Genomic DNA, 21166 nt, shown 5'->3' on the forward strand with positions numbered 1-21166 from the left:
GACAGAAATCTAGGAAATGAGGCCACCCCTCCTGAATTTCTGTCGCTCAGATGCCGTCAGCGTCACAAATTCAGGAAACAAGGCCATATTTCCTGAAAATCTGTCACTGAGGCACCGTCAGCGTCAGAAATTCAGGAGACTGCGCCTTATTTCCTGAATTTGTGACGCTGAACGCCCAAGCACCACTCCAAAGACGCCACCAAGCTAGGATGGAGGGCATGAGCGATTTGAACGCGTTGAATCTTGAACCGGGCGAAGTGGTTGGCGGGTATACGCTGGTCTCCCGACTCGGCGCGGGTGCCATGGGGTCGGTATGGCGTGTGCGCGACGATGGCGGCACTACCTATGCCATGAAGATTCTGCGCGATTCGTTGGCCGACGAATCGGGAACCTCGAACTCCGCCAACACAGCAGCGCACGACCCGGACCTCAAACCCAACATCACGCCGCGCGAGCGCCTACGTCGTGAGGCCATGGCGCTGAAGAAGGTCAATCATCCGGGCGTATGCGGCATCGTTGACATGGAACTCGATGATTCGCTGGCGTTCATTGTCACCGAGCTCATCGAGGGCCGCAATCTCAAGGAAGACGTGGAGGTCAACGGCCGTTACATCGGCGACGATCTGGAACGTCTGGCCCGTAAACTCATCGACGCCACCAAAGCCGTGCATGCGGCCGGCATCGTCCACCGCGACATCAAACCCACCAATGTGATGGTCTCCGCCGCCGGCCCGGTGCTGGTTGACTTCGGCATCGCCATGGGCGAGGGGGAAAGCCACGTGACCCGCACTGGACTGGTGATGGGCACACCGGGGTTCATAGCCCCCGAAATCATTGACGGCGCTGAATCCGATGAGATGACCGACTGGTGGTCGGTGGCCTCCGTACTCGCTTTTGCTGCGATCGGCGCACCGGTATTCGGCACCAAGCCGATGATGGCGGTGCTGGAGCGCGAAGCATCGGGCAACGCGAACCTTACCGGACTGCCGGCCGGCACGATGGCCGCGTTCCGATCCGCCCTGAACCCCGACCGGTCAAAGCGTTGCACGCCGGACCAATTGCTGAACGCCATCGCTGTGGACGCACTGGATCCGAGCGTGTGGCAAGGCACTCAGGCCGGACCGTTCGCCGCCGGCGCCATTGCCGGAACGGCTACCACAATTGCCGCCGATGCAGTTGGAACCGAGGCGATGCCCCCTTTTGGCGCAACCGCCGACGCGGATAGCGATAATCCGCGGGCCATCTGGCGTCAGGACGACTATGCCACGGCGGCAATCGACTCATCGTCTTCGCCGACGCTCAGCGACGGCACGGCAGCCGAAGCATTCCCGGCAACTACCAACGCTGGGAGCAATCTCTCGTCGGATGATGAAGCAACACAACTCGTAGGCAATGCCACCGAAAACGCCACCGAGGCGATACGCCCAGCCGCACAGCGTACGGTGCCCATCAGCGATGAACCACCGGTTGCTCCTACCACGCCACTATCCGAACGTACCGCCGTACTGCCTGCACCACAGCCAGTGCCACAACCCCTGCAACCCACACCGCAACCAGTGCCACTAGGCCAGAACGGATGGAACCCGGCCGACGGGCAAAGCACGGCTGTGGATCCGGCGATTCGCCCCGCATTGCAGCATGTCATCAACCAGACCGCGCAATGCGTTCCCACCGAGGCGCTTATCCAAGGCCCGCCTGCACCCAATCCCGCGGATGTGCGTCGTGGAATGTATCTGCAACGCGGGGTATTGCCGCTGTTCCTGTTCGCTGTGCCTTTGGCCGTGCTGGCTGCGAGTTTCCCGCTGATCGCCTTGATTGCAGCCGAAATACTGCTCTGGCTGTTGTTGACGTTGGCGTATAACACTGAGTCTCAGTTGGAGCGCGAAGGCCGACGCGGCGGCGAGCGCAAAAGCTCCGATTCGCTGATTCGCGTGGCAACGCTGCCGTGGCACATCGTCAAGGCGCTGCTGCTGTCGATACCGAAACTACTGCTGCTCACCATCGTCTATCTGGCCGGTATCGCCGTGGCCGTGGCCGCGTTGGAACTGCCGGTGCGCACCATCTCGTGGTATTTCACTGCGAGCCGGGGCGTTCCGGTTCCGCTGCTGGATGATATGCCGTTCTCCGTCTCCGGTCTGGCACTTGGTGGGTTCATGGCCATCGGTTGGCTGATCACCGTATTCGGGCCACAGTCGGCCATGCCCCGGTTGGGTGCCGGCGTGCTGCGCGGCATCAGGCACAACGACCTCGAGCCGATGGCGCAACCAGGGGCAGACGGTCTGCCGGCCGCATCAATCCCTCGGCAAGGCAGCCGCGGCACGGTGCTGCTCACCCTATGGATCATCATCACGCTGGTATTGTGCGCGCTGCCGCTGCTGGGCATGCCAATCAGTTGGGTCCCGCTGGCGTAATCTGCATTACTTTTACAGGGAATTCACCTCCCAGCTGATCTGTACGCGGTCTTCCTCAGGGCCGGTCATTATGATGGGCCCCAAATATCGAAGCGATTTCAAGGGGAGATCCATGTCAGATCCGAAGCGTCAGGCTAAGCGCGCCACCCGCGCCGAGCGACGTGCGGCCGAGGCGGCGGCCCAGCAGGCGCAGGCCGAACAGGCAGCCAAGGAGCGTAAGCAGCAGACCATCATCGGCTGCATTGTGGTGGCCATTATCGTGGTGCTGGTGGCCATCGCTGGATTCGCCGTATACAAGGCCATGCAGCCGTCCAACACCAGCAGCAGTAGCCAACAAAGCAACATGACCGTGGACGAGGCCTACAGCAAGCTCAAGAAAGTCAGCACCCAGCCGGCTAACGCCGACGACAAGGCCGGCTTCGTAATCTCCAACAAAGGGTATGGCCAGAAGGCCGAGGGGGCTCCCACCATATCCATCTATATGGAACCGCTGTGCCCCGGCTGCGCCTCGGTGAACCGCCAGCTCGATCAAACGCTCGTCAAGCTGATGAACGCCGGCCAGCTCAACATCGATTTGCACTTCCTCAATTTCCAGGACAACAAGAGCTCCGACAACTACTCCAACCGCGCGTTCAACGGTGCCATCTACATTGCCGAGCATGATGACGATCCCGACCACCTCATGAGCTACCTCTCCAACATCTACGCTGAGGATTTCCAGCCGGGCGAATTGTCCAATTACGAGCCGGTAAGCAACGCCAAGCTGGAGAAGCAGGCCGTCAAGGCCGGCGTGAGCGAGGATGTGGCCGCCGCGGCGTTCAGCGGCAAGAACGAATACCTCGACTGGCTCACCGCCTCCAACAACTACACGATCCTGCGCCCCGAACTGTTCAACAGCTCCGGCGCCTTCTCCTCCCCCACCCTGACCATCAACGGTGAATACTGGGATCTGAAGCAGCTCACGTTGGCGGATACCAGCATGGTGGACGGATTCCTCAAGTCCATCGGATTGGACGCCGACCAGGTGGGCGCGGAAGGCAAGATGCCTTCAATCGGCGCGGACGGCAAGCCGATTTCAGTGGCTTCCTGATGCACCGGCCCGGTCGATGCCCTAGGACCGGCGTCGACCGGGCCGCTCACGGCTCCGCCCGAATTGACCACTCGGGAACTACCGGTATACTAGTCATTTGTTCGCAACACTGCTTATGCACGTTGGGATTATGCCTCTTTAGCTCAGATGGCCAGAGCGGCCGCCTTGTAAGCGGCAGGTCGTCGGTTCGATCCCGACAAGAGGCTCGTCGCGCAGGAAAAAGCGTATTATGGGTATACGTAGTTTTTTCTACGCACATCATTCTTACCTTGGGTAAGTGCTCCAGGAGCCTTCCCCCCAACTATGGGCTTCCTGGAATGAGGGCGGAGCGTCCCCCAACTAGCTCCGCGCCTTAAAGGGGGCGGGAACATCCCCTTCTCTCCCGCCCCCCCTTTTTTTCTTTTCTCTGCCGTCCTGCAACCGAGCAGGAATGGTGATAGTGCCGAACGAATAAGCCATGCAAACCAGACCAGCCGTTACGATGGGTGGCGTAGTTGTCAGCAGTAAGGAAGAGGAACATCTATGGCACGGCGTTGGACCCCGCAGCGGTTTGTTACACTGCGTCGCATCCGCGTAATTGCCTGTGCTACGGCACTCACCGTGGCGATGGTCGGCTCGTTTGCATTCACCGCAAAAAAATCCGTGGCCCTAAACATCAATGGCCAGACCACCCAGGTCACCACCTACGCTATGACCGCATCCCGCCTGCTCGAGGAGCAGGGCATCGACGTGAAAACCCATGACATCGTCGAGACCTCGTCCGGCAATCAGCTTGCCGATCATGCCGTGGTCACCGTGCGTTCCGCATACCAAACCACCATCACCATTGACGGCACTTCCGTACCATTCTGGACCGTGGCCACCAGCGCAGACCAGTTGCTCGGCTTCTTTGAGGAGAACAACGCCAACGCCGCCAAAATCACGGTCAATATCAATAACGTGTACAACCAGCTCACCGGCGGTCTGGTCATCAACCAATCCGGCCCGGTCACCGTCATCGCGGACGGTAAGACTTCCGAAGCCCCCAATGGCAAACTGCCGGCTGCATCCATTCTGGATTCCAAAGGCATCACGCTGGGCAAAGAGGATCGCATCAGCGTGGAAAAGAACGGCGATGAGACCATTCTGCGCGTGCAGCGCGTGACGCATGGCGTGGAAAACCGCACCGTGGTCGTACCGTTCTCCACACAGACCGTCATCGACCCTAATCTGGCGCCGGGGCAGTCCGAGATCCGCCAGCAAGGGCAAAACGGCGAGAAGACGCAGATCTATAACGTCACCTATGTAGATGGCGTTGCCGAATCGGAAACACTACAATCCGAGAACGTCACCACGATGGCCGTTGACCAGATCATCGCCATCGGTCCAGCGAAGGCTGAATCATCCACCACCGATTCCGGCAGCACTGACAACAATCAGGGCAATTCCGGATCCAATAAGCCAAATGATTCCGCAGATAATTCGTCCAACGAATCCAGCAAACCCACCGATACCAATAAGCCCAACAAGCCCGAGAACACCGGTACTACTGACAATAAGAACGACAGCGGTACGGGCAACACGGGCAATACCAGTGGCAATACCGGTAATACCGGCGGCAACACAGGCAGTACCGATAACTCTCAAAATGAGAACACCGGAAGCGACAATAGCTCGCCATCGACTCCCACTCCTGATCCGGCTCCATCGGGCCGTCTTTGGCATCCTACCGTGGCTCAGGCGCAATCCTATGCAGCCGGCGCCGCAGCCCAGCGCGGCTGGACCGGCAACGACTGGACTTGCCTGGTCAAACTGTGGAACCGTGAATCCAGCTGGCTCTGGTACAAGGAAAATAAGTCATCCGGCGCCTACGGCATACCGCAGTCGCTGCCGGCCAGCAAAATGGCCGCATTCGGCGCCAACTATCGCGATGATGCCGCCGTGCAAATCGATTGGGGCTTGTGGTACATCGCCCAACGCTACGGCAGCCCGTCCGTAGCCTGGCAGCATTCGGAACAAACCGGCTGGTATTAATCGGACACAAGGAAGCACTGATGAGCAACAACACCTCCACCACTGGCCATCTACTGGGTGCGGCCGATATTCGCCGCATCGCAGCCGAGGCCGGCATCAGTCCGACCAAAAAATTCGGCCAGAATTTTGTTATTGACCCCGGCACTGTGCGTCGTATCGTGCGCGAAGCGGATGTCACGACCAATGATCATGTCATGGAGGTGGGTCCGGGCCTCGGTTCATTGACGTTGGCGATTCTGGAAACCGGTGCCACGATGACCGCCGTGGAAATCGACCCGCCACTGGCTGAACGCCTGCCCCGCACCGTAGCCGAGTTCATGCCCGAAGCCGCCGATCGCCTGACCGTCGTCAATCGGGATGCGCTGACAGTCACCCCGGATAATGTGCCTGATTTCAACGGCGATACCAGCTTCACCTTGGTGGCCAACCTGCCGTACAACGTGGCCACGCCGATTCTGCTCACCCTGCTTGAACGCTTCGATAGCCTCGGATCTTTCCTGGTGATGGTGCAGAAAGAGGTGGCCGACCGGCTGGCCGCCAAGCCCGGCTCGAAGATCTATGGCACCCCAAGCGTGAAACTTGCATGGTACGGCACTGCCGAACGAGTGGGCGCTATTGGGCGCAATGTGTTCTGGCCGGCACCGAACGTGGATTCCGCACTGGTGAAGTTCACCAGATACGCCGCAGATGATACGCAGGCACCTTCCCACGGCAAGTCCTCCGCGGACCGTGAACTGGTATTCCGCCTCATCGATGCCGCTTTCGGGCAGCGCCGCAAGACCTTGCATGCCGCGCTGAAAACCATTGTTCCCGCCGAAGCGTTCGCAGCGGCGGGCATTGACCCGACCCGACGCGGTGAAACGCTGACGGTCACCGAATTTGCGGCATTGGCGGCAGCGGTTCAATCCACATCACATGCCACGCCTACCACTGACGAGGTGGAGCAATGATTCCGGTAGCCGTCCGTCAACGCCCCGCTTATGACGATCAATTGGATGAGCCGGCAGCACTGACCGTGCGCGTGGATTGCCCGGCCAAGACCAACCTCACCCTGGAGGTCGGCCCGACGCACGATGAATGGGGCGGTCGTCACGAACTGGACACCATCTACTGTGCCATCGGGGTATATGACACCATTACCGCCACCGCCAAACATCCGGGAGCCGGCTTCTCGCTGGAACTCGAAGGCGCGCATCTGGGCGATTTGGCCTCATCCAGCAGCGACATGCGCCGCAACCACGCGGTCCTGGCATTATTCGCCATGGCCCAGGCGGCCGGCCGCGATTCCGATGTGGCATTGACCATCACCAAACGCATCCCCGTAGGCGCCGGTCTCGGCGGCGGCTCGGCAGACGCGGCCGCAACCATACTGGCCGTCAATCAGCTATGGGAATTACACTGGCCAATGGAACGCCTGCGTACCATTGCCGCCACACTGGGCGCTGATATGCCATTCTGTCTGTCCGGCGGGTTCGCGCACGGCACCGGATTCGGCGAACGCATCGAGGTCATTGATGCAGGCAGTGCCGCAGAACGCAATCTCATCGGCCAAGGATATGCCGGAGAGGTACTGGTCGGCGCGTATCAGTCGCAGCTCAGCACTCCCGAGGTGTATCACACGTTTGATGCGGTCGGTCCCGGCAATGACGATCGCAATCATCTGCAGGCGGCGGCCATCAGTCTGCATCCGCGCAGTGGTCAGGCCATTGACGCCGCTGTGAACGCCGGTGCCCGTCATGCATTCGTCTCCGGTTCCGGGCCGTCGGTGGTGGCTTTCGTACCGGACAGCACCACAGCGCAGCGCATTATCGACGCCTGGCGCAACGGCGGTATGGTCGACCGCATTATCAAGGCCAGTGCACCAGCGCACCCCATTATCGGAGTCAGCCAGTAACGCTAATGTAGCAACAAGCCACATGATCATGAAGGAAGTCTAACGATGACGCAGCAAATTGATGAACGGCAGGCACGCAAGACATATGTACGCCACCGCCAGACCATCGTGTTCTCCATCAGTGGCGTAGTGCTTGCAGCCATTCTGGTGGTTGCCATTCTCTTTAATTTCCATGTGTTCGGCCTGGGGCAGATTAACACACCGGCCACCGCGCCAAACTACGGCAATGCCGCTCCCTGCGCTGTCAAGGGCGATGATGGCAAGGCAACGTACGTGGCCAATGGAACTGTCGGCGTGCGTGTGATGAACGGCACCGAGCATAGCCAATTTGCCGCAGCGGTCAGCAAGGCACTGGAAGCCCGCGGTTTCGTGATGCAGGAGGCAACCAACTACTCCAGCACCAACGTCGAACGCACCACTATCTACTTTGGCAAGAACGCCATTAATCAGGCCTACACTGTGGCCGGCAACTTCACCGATGCCGCCATGGTGATGAACGCCCGCGAGGACCAGCTTATCGACGTGGTGCTCGGCGCTACCTTCAACGATCTGAAAGATGAGAAGTCATCCCCGCAGGAAGGCAAGAAAATCACTGATTTCACGGGGTGCGTGGCCGCCGATAAGATGACGAATCTTCCCGCCGATACGCAGCACACCGCTTACCCGGCGCAGTAATCCCACTTTGGCTCCCGCTGGCGGGAGCTGTCACGAAGTGACTGAGGGTGGTTTATATAACATATGTTGACCACCCTCAGTCTCACTCCGTGAGCCAGCTCCCACCAGCGGGAGCTCTCATTTATGCATTACGCCTCTATCTCGGCGTACCAGCGCATGAGTTCGGCCACGGCAACATCGTGATCCACCGGGCCGTTATCCAGACGGTATTCCAGCATATGCTTGTAGGCGCGGCCAATCATCGGTCCGGGCTCCAGACCCAAGAGTTCCATAATCTCGTTGCCGTCCACATCAGGGCGAATGGCGTCGAAATCCTCTTTCTTCTTGAGCTCGCGAACACGCGCCTCCATCTCATCCATCGCCTGGGAGAACACCATCGCCTTGCGCTTGTTCTGCGTAGTGGCATCCGCGCGAGTGAGTCGGTTTAGACGCTCATACAAATGCCCGGCATCCTTGACATAACGGCGCACGGCAGAATCGGTCCACGGCTCATCCACGTACCCGTGGAAACGCAGGTGCAGGTTCACCAGTTCCGAGACGTCCTCCACCAGATGATGATCGAATCGCAGAGCCTTCAAACGCTTGCGGGTCATTTTGGCACCCACCGCATCATGATGATGGAAGCTCACCTTGCCTCCCGGCTCGAAACGTCGGGTCTTCGGCTTGCCGATATCATGCATCACTGCGGCCAGACGCAACGTGAGGTCAGGAGCGGGCACCGGGCCATCCGGGCCGGTTTCCAGAGCGATGGCCCGTTCAAGCACGATCATCGTGTGCTCAAAGACATCTTTGTGCCGATGATGCTCGTCAATCTGCAACTGCAACGCCGGAATCTCGGGGAACACGATATCCGCCAGACCTGATTCGACCAGTGCTTCCAGCCCTGCGCGAGGGCGGTCAGACAACAGCATCTTAGTCAGTTCATCACGTACGCGCTCGGCGGATACAATCTCAATGCGATCGCGCATCGAGGAAATCGCCTCCGCAGCATCGGGAGCAATGGAAAAGCCCAGCTGAGCCACGAATCGGACCGCACGCATCATACGCAGAGGATCATCATCGAATGACTGGCTCGGATCAACAGGAGTACGCAGCACGCCTTTGGCCAAATCGCTGGCACCGCCGAACGGATCAACGAATTCCAGATCGGGCACACGCAGGGCCATGGCGTTGACGGTGAAGTCGCGGCGTGAGAGGTCACCTTCAAGCGTGTCGCCATAATTGACTTCAGGCTTGCGCGAATCCGGATCGTAGGTATCCGACCGATAGGTGGTCACCTCAACCTTGACCTCGGTGCCGTCCGCACGCCGGCGCATGGCACCCAACGTACCGAACTTGCGGCCCATATCCCAAAAACCGTCATGCCCCCAACGGCGCAGAATGGGCTCGAACTGTTCCGGGCGCGCGGATGAGCAAAAGTCCAGATCGTGGCTCTTGCGGTGCAGGAGCAGATCGCGGACCGGGCCGCCGACCAATGCCAGCTCATAACCCTGTTCGGCAAACAGTCGACCGAGTTCGATGGCCTCGGGCCACACTTCGAAATCCAATGGGCACCTTCCCGTATGTGACATTTTTCTGCCTTACCAGCATACCGTTACCCCACCTGCACACGGGGTTGAGTAAGGTGGAGAATATGATTACGCCCGCCGATCTTGCCCGCATGCTTGGGCAAACACCCGATTCGACGGACAACCATACCCAAGACCAGCTGCTGTATACGTCTCAGACGCCGCAGAATTCCGCCGATTCCGCGCAATCCGACGACACTATGGACAACGTAGCCGGCACTGACACGCAGCCGGCTGACCACACTGATAAAACCGAACGTTCCATGCCGACGCCGGCAACCGTGTTTGGCATGCATGCCACGGTTACCATCGCCACCTCAAGCGAAACCATCGAGGGGCAAGCCGACGGCATTGACAGCGAGGCCGAAACCGAATCGATCGCGCAGAGCAGCATCGAAACCGAGACATCACCCGCTCCGATTCATCAGGAACCATCGCAGCCCATTCATGCCCAAACCGGGCCGACGCCGGCCACCGTATTCGGCCGACGCGCCGCCGACACAACACCGACTCCCGCTGGCCCGACACCGGCTATGATGCCGCAACGCCGCACTTCCGACGGCCCCACCACGTTTGCGTCCCTGGATGCACAGGAACTACCGGTGGTACGCGAATATTCGGCTGGCGGACTGATCTTCGACGATCAGAATCGCGTGGCCATCATCGCCCGTCATTCTCGTTCCGGCCATCTGGAATGGTGCCTGCCCAAGGGGCATATCGAGAAGGGCGAGACTCCACAGCAGACCGCCGTGCGTGAAGTGCACGAGGAAACCGGCATTTTGGGCGAGGTCATCGATTCCATCGCCACCATCGACTACTGGTTCACCGGAACCACGCAGCGCGTGCACAAGCTGGTGCATCACTATGCCTTGCGGCAGACCGGCGGTGAGCTCACCGTGGAAGGCGATCCGGATCATGAAGCCGAAGACGCCATCTGGGTGCGGTTCGATGATTTGGACGACGTGCTGAGCTACCCCAACGAGCGCAAAATCGCGTGGCTATACGCCAGAAAGAAGAACAGGCAGGCAAACGAGTGAACCTACCCGCAGTCTTATGCCGCTCACGCCATGGTGGACGATTCGTACGCGCGTTTGCGGCCATTCTTGTCATCACGGCGATGCTGGCCGCCCCACTGACCGCATATGCCGATGATTCGCCTGATGATCAGGCCGGTCAGACCATCGCCATCGAGCAGAGTACGCCCATAGTCACCGCTTCTTCCGGATTCCATATCACGGTAGCGATTACCAATGCCTCATCGGATACGGCACCGGCGGGGTCACTGATTCTCAGCACAAATTCACGGTTCACATTCGTCTCACGCACTGATATGCAGAAATGGGCGGAAGGCGATACCGCCATTCCCACCCCGGATGTGCTCGGCAGCATTGATGTTCCTGAAATCACGCCGGGCAACACTGCAACCGTCACCCTCGACGTGGCGGCCGACCAGCAGGCTCTGCAGAGTATGCGCAGCTGGGGTCCCAAGCCCCTGCAGTTGTCGTACAGCGCCGGAAACCAGCCGCCAACCATGCTCCCCAGCTTCCTGACCCGTTCTCCTGACGGGCTCGACACCGCGCAGACTCCGGCGATGAACCTCACCGTGGCGATGCCGCTGACCACCACTGACTGGCAGGTTGATTCCTCCGCGCTGTCCGGCCTTGTCTCCGAAGATGAGAATGCATCCGCAGAGCCGGTGTTATCGGTGAACCAGCAGGAAACCACCACGGTCAAGGAACTCAACCAGACCTTGGCCAAACACCATAGCCTGCAAGTGGTGGCCGATCCGTTGTATTTCCAGGAACTCCCCTCCGATACCAGACCTGCCGTCGCGGGAGTCATGCAACCCGGTGATTTTGATGTCACGGCGTATGCGGCGCTGAATGATGCCGATGCCTATACCAGAGCCGGCATCGCCGACGAAGCATGGAACGCCGAACAGGCGCAGACGTTGTATGCTGTGGCCAAATCCACCGTCACGCCGACTGCCACCTATGCCTGGCAGGGATCCGGCACGTGGAGCCTGGACGCCCTGACCAAGGCCCGCGCTCAGGGATATACCGCCGTTATTGCGGATTCCACGTTTGACGGTGAGCAAACCGACACCGTGCATACCGGCACCTATGTGGTCAATACCTCCGCCGGAGACATCACCGTGCTCAAGGAACAGTCGGAACTCGGCACGTTGGCGCATGGCGAAGCTACCAGCGCACGGGCAACGGCCGAAGCCAGCGATGCGGGCAGGCTGGCCAGAATGCTCGCACAAAGCGCGTTCTATCAAATGGAACAGCCGTATGCCACCCGAAACCTGCTGATGACCTTCTCCAGGAATAGCAGCGCGTCATGGATCAATCAGGTCATGAGCGCTATGGAACAGGCATCGTGGCTGAATCTGACTGATCTGAACACTATGGCCGCTGCCGACCCATACAGCGTCAGCAGCGAGGTGAACCAGGACGACTCCAATGCCGCCGACGTCTCCCAAACCCGTGCCACCCTGGAACAGCTTTCTTCAAGTCGTAAGGACATCCTGCGGCTCGCCACTTCCATACTGAAGAAGGGTCTTGATGAAGACGATGTCTCATCGTTGAACCCGCAGGCACTTGCCCGTCAAGATGCCAGTTCAACCGCCAGCCACACCAATGATCCCGCACAATGGGTGAGCACGCTGTTGAACGCGCATGACGACATCGCTCTGCATGCGTTCGCCGGCTCCAGCGATGCCGAGTATCAGAGCCAGATAGCCAAAGCCAACCGGACGTTCGCCGATACGGTGTTGGGCAGCGTGTACATCACCCCATCCGAATCGGTATCGGTATTCAGCGAATCGGCCCAGATGCCGGTGACAGTAAGCAATAAGCTGCCTTACGCCGTCAGCGTCAAGGTCAATTCGATTACCGATTCCATGCAAATCGTGACCTCCCGTTCCAATGATGTTGTGATTCCCGCACGTAGTGAGGCTCAGGTGACCTTCACCATCCGTGTGTCCACTTCCGGCACCACCGTCGCACATGTGTCGTTGGCCGATCGGCACAACACCGCCTTCGGCAACACACAGGACACCACCATCACCAGTGTGCTGCGCATCAGCGATGCCAGTGGTTTCGTCATCATTGGTTTTGCAGTACTGCTGGGCCTCGTTGGTTTATGGCGCCAGTTCAACCGTAAGAAGGATCCTGACGAATGAGTTCTACCGTAGGCCGCAATTCCCTGATTATGGCCTCCGGTACCGCGGCTTCTCGCGTGACCGGCCAAATCCGCACTATTTTGCTGGCGGCAGCCATCGGCACTACCGGTCTGGCGGCCAATGCCTATCAGGCCGGTGCGATGATTCCGCAAACCGTGTTCACACTGGTGTCCGGCGGTATTTTCAATGCCGTGCTGGTGCCGCAAATCGTGCGCACGTTGAAGGAGAAGGACGCTCAGGAGCGACTGAACCGACTGATTACTCTGGCCATCGGCATTCTGCTGGCCGTCACCGTGGTGATGGCCGCAGCCACACCGCTGCTGGCGCGTCTGTACGTGGGCAGCAGCAATCATGAGATGATTGCCCTGACCACTGCGTTCACGCTCTGGTGCATGCCGCAGGTGTTCTTCTACGGCCTATACACGGTGCTTGGTCAGATTCTGGCTGCCAAAGATCATTTCGCATCCTATGCGTGGAGTTCCACCGGAGCCAATGTCATCAGCTGCGCCGGATTCACCGCATTCATCATGTTGTTCGGCAAGGCCAACGAACAGCCGCTTGATTTCTGGACCTCGGGCAAAGTCGCGCTTACCGCAGGTACATGGACGCTCGGCGTGGCTTTTCAGGCACTGATCCTGTTCGTGCCGTTGATTCGCCTGGGCTTCAAATACCGTCCCAGTTTTGGCTTGACCGGCTTTGGTCTCAAGGCAATGGGACCAGTGGCGCTGGGATCGCTGGGTGTGGTGGCGATTACTCAGATTTCGGATATCGTGCTGACCCGAATCGCCACGCTGGCCCCACAGCGTGCGCATGAGCTCACCGGAGCCAGTCTGTACGACGTTGCCGGTAACGCCACCTACCAAAACGCCTTCACCCTGTACATCCTGCCGTATTCGCTGATTGCGGTATCCGTCTCCACCGCCGTATTCCCCCTCATCTCGCGGTCGATAGCAGCGCAGGACTTCCATGCGGCACGTCAGCAGCTGGGCAACGCGCTGTGCAACGTGGGGCTGCTGGTGCTGTTCTTTGCCACGGCGCTGGTGGTCTACCCTGAACCAATCATTCGTGCGCTGCTGCCTTCGGTCTCGATGAATGAGACCGTGCTCATCGCCTACGCCCTGATTCCGCTGTCTTGCGGCATCCCCGCCATATCGGCGTTCCTGTTGATTCAACGTACTTTCTATGCCTTTGAGGACGGCCTGCACCCGTTCCTCGCCGCGGTATTGCAATACGGCTTCACCACGGCACTCATGATTGTCGGCATGCTGGTGCTTCCGCCGAATCGGTGGATCGTGGGTATTGCCTGTTCCGTATCCGCCGGTGTGCTATTGGCGCTGCCGTTCATGCTGTTTATGCTGCGCAAACGATTCGGCGGCAGCCTGGAAGGCAAGCCGGTTGTGCAGACATACGGCAAGGCGTTGGCAGCGGCCATAATCGGCGGCGTTGTGGTCTGGCTGGCGAAAACCCCTGTTGCAGACCTCTTCGGTGCCTCCATCCAAGAGACCGGCGGCCAGATGAGCTGGCTGTCCGCATTGGGAATCTGCATCGTACTGACTCTCGTGCTGGCCGTGGTGTATATCGGCGTGCTCTGGGCACTGCGCGCCACACAACTGACCGATGCCGTCCACTCGATAACCGCCCGTTTCAGGCGAAAACCCGCCAACACATCCGTTGACGAACCGCAATCTGAAGAAGACAATAATAATGCTGATACTGCTGCGAGCATCATGCCTGAGGCCGATGGCATTCAGGCCAGTCCCACGGCTAGAATGTCAGCGATGACGAATGCCGATCACATGGAGCCTGACGAGCAGATGAAACCGCAATTGGGAGATACTATCCTTAACCGCTACACCTTGGTGTCTTCGTTGCGTAAGGAACCCGGCCTCGAGGCTTGGCAGGCCAATGATCGTGTGCTGGCAAAGGATTGCCAGCTGTTCCTAGTGTCCAATCGCAAGGCATTGGACACGGTCAACACCATTGCCGGCGAGCTTGCGGCCACCCGCCCCGAGCACTATGTGCCGGTGCTGAAGTACCGCGTACAGTCCGATGTGCTCATTGCCGTCACCGCAATGGACAGTGGCCTGTCTGTGGCCGATTACCGTGCCAGTGCCACCGGCGACATACTGAGCTACGACGCCATGCGCTCCATTCTTGGCGAAACCGTTCAGGCCATCCGCCCCATGCTGACCAGTACCGCCGGCACTGCCATGCTGACCACTGATACCGTGCGTCTCACTGCCTCCGGCATCGAGATTTCCGATGCTCCGTTCGCTCCGATTCTGGCAGATATGTCCGGCACCGATCCGGCAAACGATGATGGCGCCGAGCGTCATGCCGTGCGTCAGCTTGCTGCGTTGCTATATGCACTGCTCACCAACACGACCAGCCAGGTAGATCCGCAATTCGATCTGCATCTGCTTGGGCAGGATATTCCAAGCGAGTTCCGTGTTATTTGCAAGCGTGGCCTGGCATTGGCCGATGAAGGCGAGCAGGTCATGCCGATGGCCTCACTGGCCGAACTGGACGCACTGTTGGGTGATTGGAAGCCTCTGACTGCGCTGTCGAGCACTGACATCGCCCTGCCGACCACTGACGGCGAATCCTCCATCGTCAAGGTGCAGCTGCGCCCTACGGACGAGGCCGACATCGTTCCGATTCCTGATGACATTGTCACCAGCCAGCAGCTGCCTTCACTGTCCATCGCGGCACCTGCAGTGGCCGCTGGTGCTGAATCCGGCACCAATGGTCAGGCAGATGCTCATAGCATTTTCGACTTCAATTTCTCGCAAGCCTGGGAAAAGGAGAACCTCTCCGGCGAAGACACCGGAGACTGGTACAACCGACTGGCTCCGACCAACTCGACCGGTAACTCCCGGCTGACCGTGCCGATTCCCACCGCGGCCGGCGTGCCTGAACCCACCGCTGCTGAGACCACCAGCCGTATTCCGATTTTTGATGCTTCCGGCCGTGAAATCCGCCCTGGTGAGGAGTCGCAGCGCGCGCTGGAGGAAGAGCAGGCACGTGCGGCGGAAGTCCAGTCCGTGCCGCCGAGCTTTATCCCGAAGGATCATCCCACTGGCAATGAGGATGATGCTCTGCCAGACGAGACGCTTTTCGGATCGATGACCACCAAGGTTGTTGCCATTATCGTGGCCGTGATTGTGGTGGTTGCCGCAGCGTTCTGGGCCATGCATGCGTTGCAGCGCAGTGGGGAAAACCCTGCAGATGCGGCGAACTCTTCTGAGAATTCGGAAGGCAATTGGCCGGATGTCAATGTGGATGATGTGCCGTTCGGTGAGGAAGATGGCACTTCCTCGTCCAAGGATTCCTCTACGTCTTCATCTCAGGAGAAGACCGAAACCAAGACAGAGACGGAGACGAAGCCCAAGAAGGTCACCGAGGATAAGGACTCCCAGTCGGTGCCCAAGCCGCGTCACGAGAACAACACCGCCTTTACGGTGGCCAGCGGGAACTTCCTGTCTAACCCTGCCGGGCAGTCCGGTTACGGCTACCACGTCCATCTTGACCAGCCTCATGATGTGTACCGCATGAATATCACCATCCGCACATCTGGCGGCAAGGGCTATGTCCGTGCCAATACCACGGAGGATCCGACCCAAGGCGAACAGGTGGCCGAGTTTGTATTCGCCGAGGGCGGTACCACTGAGGTGAAGTTCGATAAGGTCGTCAACACACAGGATCTGGTTCTGTGGGTGCCGCTGGATAGCCTGCCGCAGAACCAGCTGTACATTCAGAAGGTTGAAGTCTTCTAAAAGTCGCGACTATGCCGGCAACGTCACGCTGTTGGCATAGAGGTGTCTATTGGCTTTCGGATGACGTATGCTGAATGCCATTGCGCCACATAACGTGCTGCCTGCCGCTACCGACGGCAGTCGGCTGCAGACTACATAATAGACACTGTGTCTAATTATTGGAGTGAGCACTGCACTTCATAACAGACGGAGGGGAATCATATGGAACATAACGTCATCATCATCGGCTCAGGTCCCGCTGGATACACAGCGGCCATCTACCTTGGTCGCGCCGGATTGAATCCTGTACTGGTCACCGGCGCTCTGGCCCCGGGCGGGCAGCTGGTGAACACCACGGAAGTGGAGAATTTCCCTGGTTTCCCTGATGGCATTATGGGTCCTGATTTGATGGATCGCATGCGCGATCAGGCTGAGAAATTCGGCACGCAGTTCATTGCCGATGATGTCGAATCCGTGGAACAGGTGGAAGCCGCAGATGCCGCTGACGCACCGCAGCCCCGGTACCGACTGAGCCTATCTGACGGCTCGGTGTTGGAATCTCGTGCCATTATTGTGGCCACTGGCTCGAATTTTCGTAAGCTTGGCGTACCTGGCGAACGCGAACTTTCCGGTCATGGAGTGTCGTACTGCGCCACTTGTGACGGTTTCTTCTTTAAGGACAAGCCCATTGTGGTGGTCGGCGGCGGTGATTCGGCGTTTGAAGAAGCACTGTTCCTGACCAGATTTGGCTCATCAGTCACGCTGATTCATCGTCGTGATTCGTTCCGCGCCTCCCAGATCATGGTGAACCGCGCACAGTCGAATCCCAAGTTGACCTTGCTGACCAATACCGTGGTTACCGCCATCCACGGAAGCGCCTCGGCAGCAAAGCCCGCCTCCCCGGCCATTACCATTGGCGGCCTGAAGCTGCCCGCGGCCACGGCTCCCCAAAACGTGAGCAGCATTGATATTCGTAATACGGCAACCGGTGAGACTGGGACTTTGGATACCAGTGCGGTATTCGTGGCCATCGGTCATACCCCGGCTACCGAGTTCATTGCCGATGTGGTCAGCACTGATGATGATGGATACATCACGGTTGCAGAAGCCGGTACACACACCAGCGCCCCTGGCGTTTTTGCCGCCGGTGATTGCGTGGATCGCACCTACCGTCAAGCCATTAGCGCAGCGGGCATGGGTTGCCGCGCCGCATTGGATGCCCAGCAGTATCTGACCGCATAGTTGGTAGAGCATTACTCAGTAATCAGATATACACAATGGCGCAGTACAGATGAATTCGTACTGCGCCATTGTGTATATCTGATATATCAGACGTGATGCCTTACAACCGTTTTATCTCACACCCACTTGCCGTCGGTGCTGGACTGATTGGGCACCAGCAACTGCAGGATGCGGTCCATATCTTCAGGGGACGAGAATACGATTTCAATACGGCCATGTTTGGCGCTGCCCTTGATGGAGACCTTGGTATCAAAATGATTTTCCAGGCTCTGCTGAACGGCGGATCCCATCCATGGATTAGTCTTTGAAGTCTTCGGCTTCTTAGGCTGCTCTCCCGAAGCAACGGCCATAGCCACGATTTCTTCCGTACTGCGAACCGACAATCCTTCCGCGATGATGCGAGATGCCAGCTTATCCATCGCTTCTGGACCGCTCAGACCCAGCAAAGCACGCGCATGGCCGGACGAGAGCACGCCAGCGGCCACTTTTTTCTGTACTGTTGCCGGCAGGTTCAACAAACGAAGCGTGTTAGCAATCTGAGGACGTGACTTCGAAATCGATTTCGACAGCTGCGCTTGAGTCAGACCAAACTCCTTAATCATCTGCTGATATGCAGCTGCTTCTTCCAGAGGATTCAATGCCACACGATGCAAATTCTCCAGCAAGGCATCACGGAGCATATCGTCGTCCGTGGTGGTTTTCACGATGGCTGGAATCGTGGTCAATCCAGCCAGCTGAGAAGCGCGCCAGCGGCGTTCGCCCATGATCAGTTCATAGGGGCTGTCCAGATGGCCAGTGAACGGGTTCGTTGAAGACTGCTCGCCGGGCTGTGCTTGTTTGGCCTCGGCAATCTGCTCACTGGGACGACGACGCACCACGATGGGCTGCAATACACCCACTTCTTTGATGGAAGCGGCAAGCTCATTGAGTTCGTCTTCGTCGAAAATCGTACGCGGCTGATGCGCATTAGGGCCGATTTCCTGCAAGCTGAGTTCAGCGAGATAGCCGCCTTCAACGGGCTTCAGTTCCTCTGGAGCCTCTTGTTTGTTGGCCTTATCCTCAGCCGCATGCTTGTTCTTCGGTGTTTCACGTGAAACATTGTTCGATGATTTCGTTGCGGCTCGAGTGGTTGGCTTATCGTCACTGCCGAAGAATAGGTCACTCGGATGTGCGATATCGTCCAACGCGGGCATGGCCGCTCGCTTGCCACCAGTTTTCTTGACAGCAGCTCCCTTCTTGGGCTGTGATGGAGTCGTTGCGGTCTTGGACTTAGGCTTCACCGCTTCATCTGGTGCCTTCGCGAGCTCCGCGGGATCCTCCTCCCCTGGCAATGCAGGGAATAACGCGCCAAGTCCTTTACCGAGTCGTGATTTGGTTGCCATTACTTCCTCCTCGCATCAATGGCTTCAAGCACATGCTGTGAACGTCGAGCGATTTCCAATGCCGCTTCGCCATATGCTATGGCACCTATGCCGCGGGGATCATAGGCAATAACAGGCTGTGAAAAGCTCGGAGCTTCCGATATCTTCACCGATCGGGGAACGGTGGTATCCAGGACAATATTGGGGTAATGGGACTTGACCTCACCATAAACCTCACGGCTTAACAGTGTACGGCGGTCGAACATCGTGACCAGCATGGTGGAGACCAGCAGAACCGGATTGAAATGCTGCTGCACCAGGCCGATGGTGTTGATCAGCTGGCCCAATCCCTCCAACGCATAGTATTCGGCTTGAATGGGGATCAACATCTCAGTGACCGCGCACATGGCGTTAATTACCAGCAAACCCAAGCTCGGAGGACAATCGATGAACACGTAATCGTACGCGGTATCTGTCTGTTCCAGAAAACGATCGAGCGCTTCTTTCAGCAACGTGTTACGATTCGGTAAGTCCGCCACTTCAAGTTCGGCACCGCTCAAATCGATGGACGCAGGAACCACATCGAGCGAAGAAAAATCAGCGCTTGTCGTGATGACATCCGCGATTTCCGCTCGCCCTTCAATTACATCATAAATCGACCTATCTCCTGAAGAATGTGAAACAGCAAATGCCGTTGACGCATTGCCCTGGGGATCCATATCAATGACCAACACATGCGCTCCGTGCTGAGCCAGCGCTGCGGCAAGGTTTACCGTCGACGTGGTCTTACCGACGCCGCCTTTCTGATTGGCCACGGCGATCAAGCGTGTCCGTCTCGGCTTGGGAAAGGAGGCATGGGTCAAAGCGTCATATCGGGAGCTTTCGTCGGCCATCTGACTACCCAGCGCAGAACTCTGCCCATCAAAAATACGACGGAGGGTTTCGGAAGGCGATTCCATCATTGTGTCATGATGATCGTCTGCTGTCATCGTTCCTCCTTATTCAATGTACGTTCCAGTGTTCCTATTCGTATGGACATGATTTGTGTTATCCACATCCCCTATCCCCTATTGTGGATAAGTGTGGACAAGTGGATAATCACAACGGTCACATCTACAATCCACCATCGCAAAAGTGAGGTTTTTCAACGGTTTTCACCGATACCCACCATAGGGGATAGAGTTGTGGATAACTCAATTCATGAAGTACAAATGTGGATAACTTCAACATCGGTACCATCATCAACGTTTGTCAACAATTACCACATGTGTCGGTTCCAGACCTGGACCGACCTCCGCTTCCACCACTCGGGGACGACGGCCACCATAGCGTGAAATCTGTCCACTGGCTTTGTCCAGTTCCGCTTGTGCCGAACGACCCTTGAGCGCAATAAGCCGACCGGTGGGTTTCAGCAGAGGCAATGTCCATCCAGAAAGCTTGGTCATCGGTGCCACTGCACGGCAGGTCACCACTGCAAAAGGATGCATCTCGCGCTTGCGAACCCTATTGATCACTTCATCGGAACGACCACGGATAATAGATACATTCTTCAACCCCATCAGATCAACGCACTCGGCAAGCCATTCAACACGGCGTTCCATCGGTTCAATCAGCGTAAAACTGCACTCCGGCAAGCAACACGCCGTCACCAGCCCAGGGAAACCTCCACCACTGCCAACGTCAGCAACGGTTCTAAAACGAGCTCCATCTGTGGCCTTGCGCACATAAGGAACTACCGCTGCGGAATTGAGAATGTGACGTTCCCAAATAATGTCCACATCACGAGGTCCAATCAAGCCGCGAGGTTCTCCCTCTTGGGAGAGCTTGTCATGGAATCTCTCTAATCGGGGTAAAGCATCCCCCAATACACGGGCCAGCACCGGCGATTCCTGTAACTCATCCACCATGACAGTCCCCTCCTATGTTTCACGTGAAACATGTGGCATAACTTGAGGCGCCGCTTATAACGA

14 protein-coding genes and 1 tRNA gene are annotated in these 21166 nt (G+C 58.0%); 11 read left to right on the forward strand and 4 right to left on the reverse strand.

What is annotated here, in order from left to right; genetic code table 11:
• The first annotated feature begins 209 nt into the window (after nt 1-209).
• The 7 genes from NBH12_RS10210 (at nt 210) to NBH12_RS10240 (ending at nt 8083) form a co-directional block, all read left to right on the forward strand.
• Nucleotides 210-2411 carry a serine/threonine-protein kinase gene (locus tag NBH12_RS10210; RefSeq protein ID WP_065464004.1) on the forward strand — a complete coding sequence of 734 codons (2202 nt, stop codon included), beginning with the start codon at nt 210-212 and terminating at the stop codon, nt 2409-2411.
• A gap of 112 nt (nt 2412-2523) precedes the next feature.
• Nucleotides 2524-3501 carry a DsbA family protein gene (locus NBH12_RS10215; RefSeq protein WP_025301510.1) on the forward strand — a complete coding sequence of 326 codons (978 nt, stop codon included), beginning with the start codon at nt 2524-2526 and terminating at the stop codon, nt 3499-3501.
• A gap of 132 nt (nt 3502-3633) precedes the next feature.
• Nucleotides 3634-3707 (forward strand) — tRNA-Thr (locus NBH12_RS10220).
• A gap of 316 nt (nt 3708-4023) precedes the next feature.
• Entirely contained in the window at nt 4024-5514 is a 1491-nt protein-coding gene (locus NBH12_RS10225) for an aggregation-promoting factor C-terminal-like domain-containing protein (RefSeq protein ID WP_025332548.1), read from the forward strand.
• Between the two features lie 20 nt (nt 5515-5534).
• The gene (gene rsmA / locus NBH12_RS10230; protein ID WP_250819455.1) at nt 5535-6464 is read left to right on the forward strand and encodes a 16S rRNA (adenine(1518)-N(6)/adenine(1519)-N(6))-dimethyltransferase RsmA; all 930 of its coding nucleotides are present in this window, start codon (nt 5535-5537) and stop codon (nt 6462-6464) included.
• On the forward strand, nt 6461-7408 hold the full coding sequence (locus NBH12_RS10235; protein WP_003827850.1) for a 4-(cytidine 5'-diphospho)-2-C-methyl-D-erythritol kinase: 948 nt from the start codon (nt 6461-6463) through the stop codon (nt 7406-7408). The genes rsmA and NBH12_RS10235 overlap by 4 nt, the downstream gene beginning before the upstream one ends.
• Nucleotides 7409-7453: 45 nt before the next feature.
• The gene (locus NBH12_RS10240) at nt 7454-8083 is read left to right on the forward strand and encodes a LytR C-terminal domain-containing protein (protein WP_014484442.1); all 630 of its coding nucleotides are present in this window, start codon (nt 7454-7456) and stop codon (nt 8081-8083) included.
• 128 nt (nt 8084-8211) lie between these two features.
• On the opposite strand, the gene NBH12_RS10245 is transcribed toward NBH12_RS10240, so the two are convergent.
• Nucleotides 8212-9630, reverse strand: coding sequence for a CCA tRNA nucleotidyltransferase (locus NBH12_RS10245; RefSeq protein ID WP_052789025.1), 1419 nt, complete (start codon nt 9628-9630; stop codon nt 8212-8214).
• A gap of 86 nt (nt 9631-9716) precedes the next feature.
• Between NBH12_RS10245 and NBH12_RS10250 the strand changes: the two genes are divergently transcribed.
• The 4 genes from NBH12_RS10250 (at nt 9717) to NBH12_RS10265 (ending at nt 17835) form a co-directional block, all read left to right on the forward strand.
• A complete protein-coding gene (locus NBH12_RS10250; protein WP_014484443.1) occupies nt 9717-10688 on the forward strand; it encodes an NUDIX hydrolase in 972 nt (323 codons plus the stop codon).
• 80 nt (nt 10689-10768) lie between these two features.
• Nucleotides 10769-12838 carry a DUF6049 family protein gene (locus NBH12_RS10255; RefSeq protein ID WP_003833069.1) on the forward strand — a complete coding sequence of 690 codons (2070 nt, stop codon included), beginning with the start codon at nt 10769-10771 and terminating at the stop codon, nt 12836-12838.
• Nucleotides 12835-16614: a murein biosynthesis integral membrane protein MurJ gene (gene murJ / locus NBH12_RS10260; RefSeq protein ID WP_250819456.1), complete on the forward strand. Its 3780-nt coding sequence runs from the start codon at nt 12835-12837 to the stop codon at nt 16612-16614. The genes NBH12_RS10255 and murJ overlap by 4 nt, the downstream gene beginning before the upstream one ends.
• A 201-nt stretch (nt 16615-16815) precedes the next feature.
• Nucleotides 16816-17835 carry an NAD(P)/FAD-dependent oxidoreductase gene (locus NBH12_RS10265; protein WP_021648863.1) on the forward strand — a complete coding sequence of 340 codons (1020 nt, stop codon included), beginning with the start codon at nt 16816-16818 and terminating at the stop codon, nt 17833-17835.
• 116 nt (nt 17836-17951) lie between these two features.
• Here NBH12_RS10265 and NBH12_RS10270 read toward each other — a convergent pair whose 3' ends face one another.
• From NBH12_RS10270 to rsmG, 3 genes are all read right to left on the reverse strand, one after another.
• Nucleotides 17952-19217: a ParB/RepB/Spo0J family partition protein gene (locus NBH12_RS10270; RefSeq protein WP_021648864.1), complete on the reverse strand. Its 1266-nt coding sequence runs from the start codon at nt 19215-19217 to the stop codon at nt 17952-17954.
• Nucleotides 19217-20185 carry a ParA family protein gene (locus NBH12_RS10275; RefSeq protein ID WP_021648865.1) on the reverse strand — a complete coding sequence of 323 codons (969 nt, stop codon included), beginning with the start codon at nt 20183-20185 and terminating at the stop codon, nt 19217-19219. Before NBH12_RS10275 ends, NBH12_RS10270 begins: the two co-directional genes overlap by 1 nt.
• 252 nt (nt 20186-20437) lie before the next feature.
• Nucleotides 20438-21103, reverse strand: a complete 666-nt coding sequence (gene rsmG, locus NBH12_RS10280) for a 16S rRNA (guanine(527)-N(7))-methyltransferase RsmG (RefSeq protein ID WP_021648866.1) — start codon at nt 21101-21103, stop codon at nt 20438-20440.
• Between the last annotated feature and the right edge of the window lie 63 nt (nt 21104-21166).

The sequence above is a fragment of the Bifidobacterium sp. M3-N-101 genome (genome assembly GCF_023656805.1).
Lineage (GTDB): Bacteria > Actinomycetota > Actinomycetes > Actinomycetales > Bifidobacteriaceae > Bifidobacterium > Bifidobacterium breve.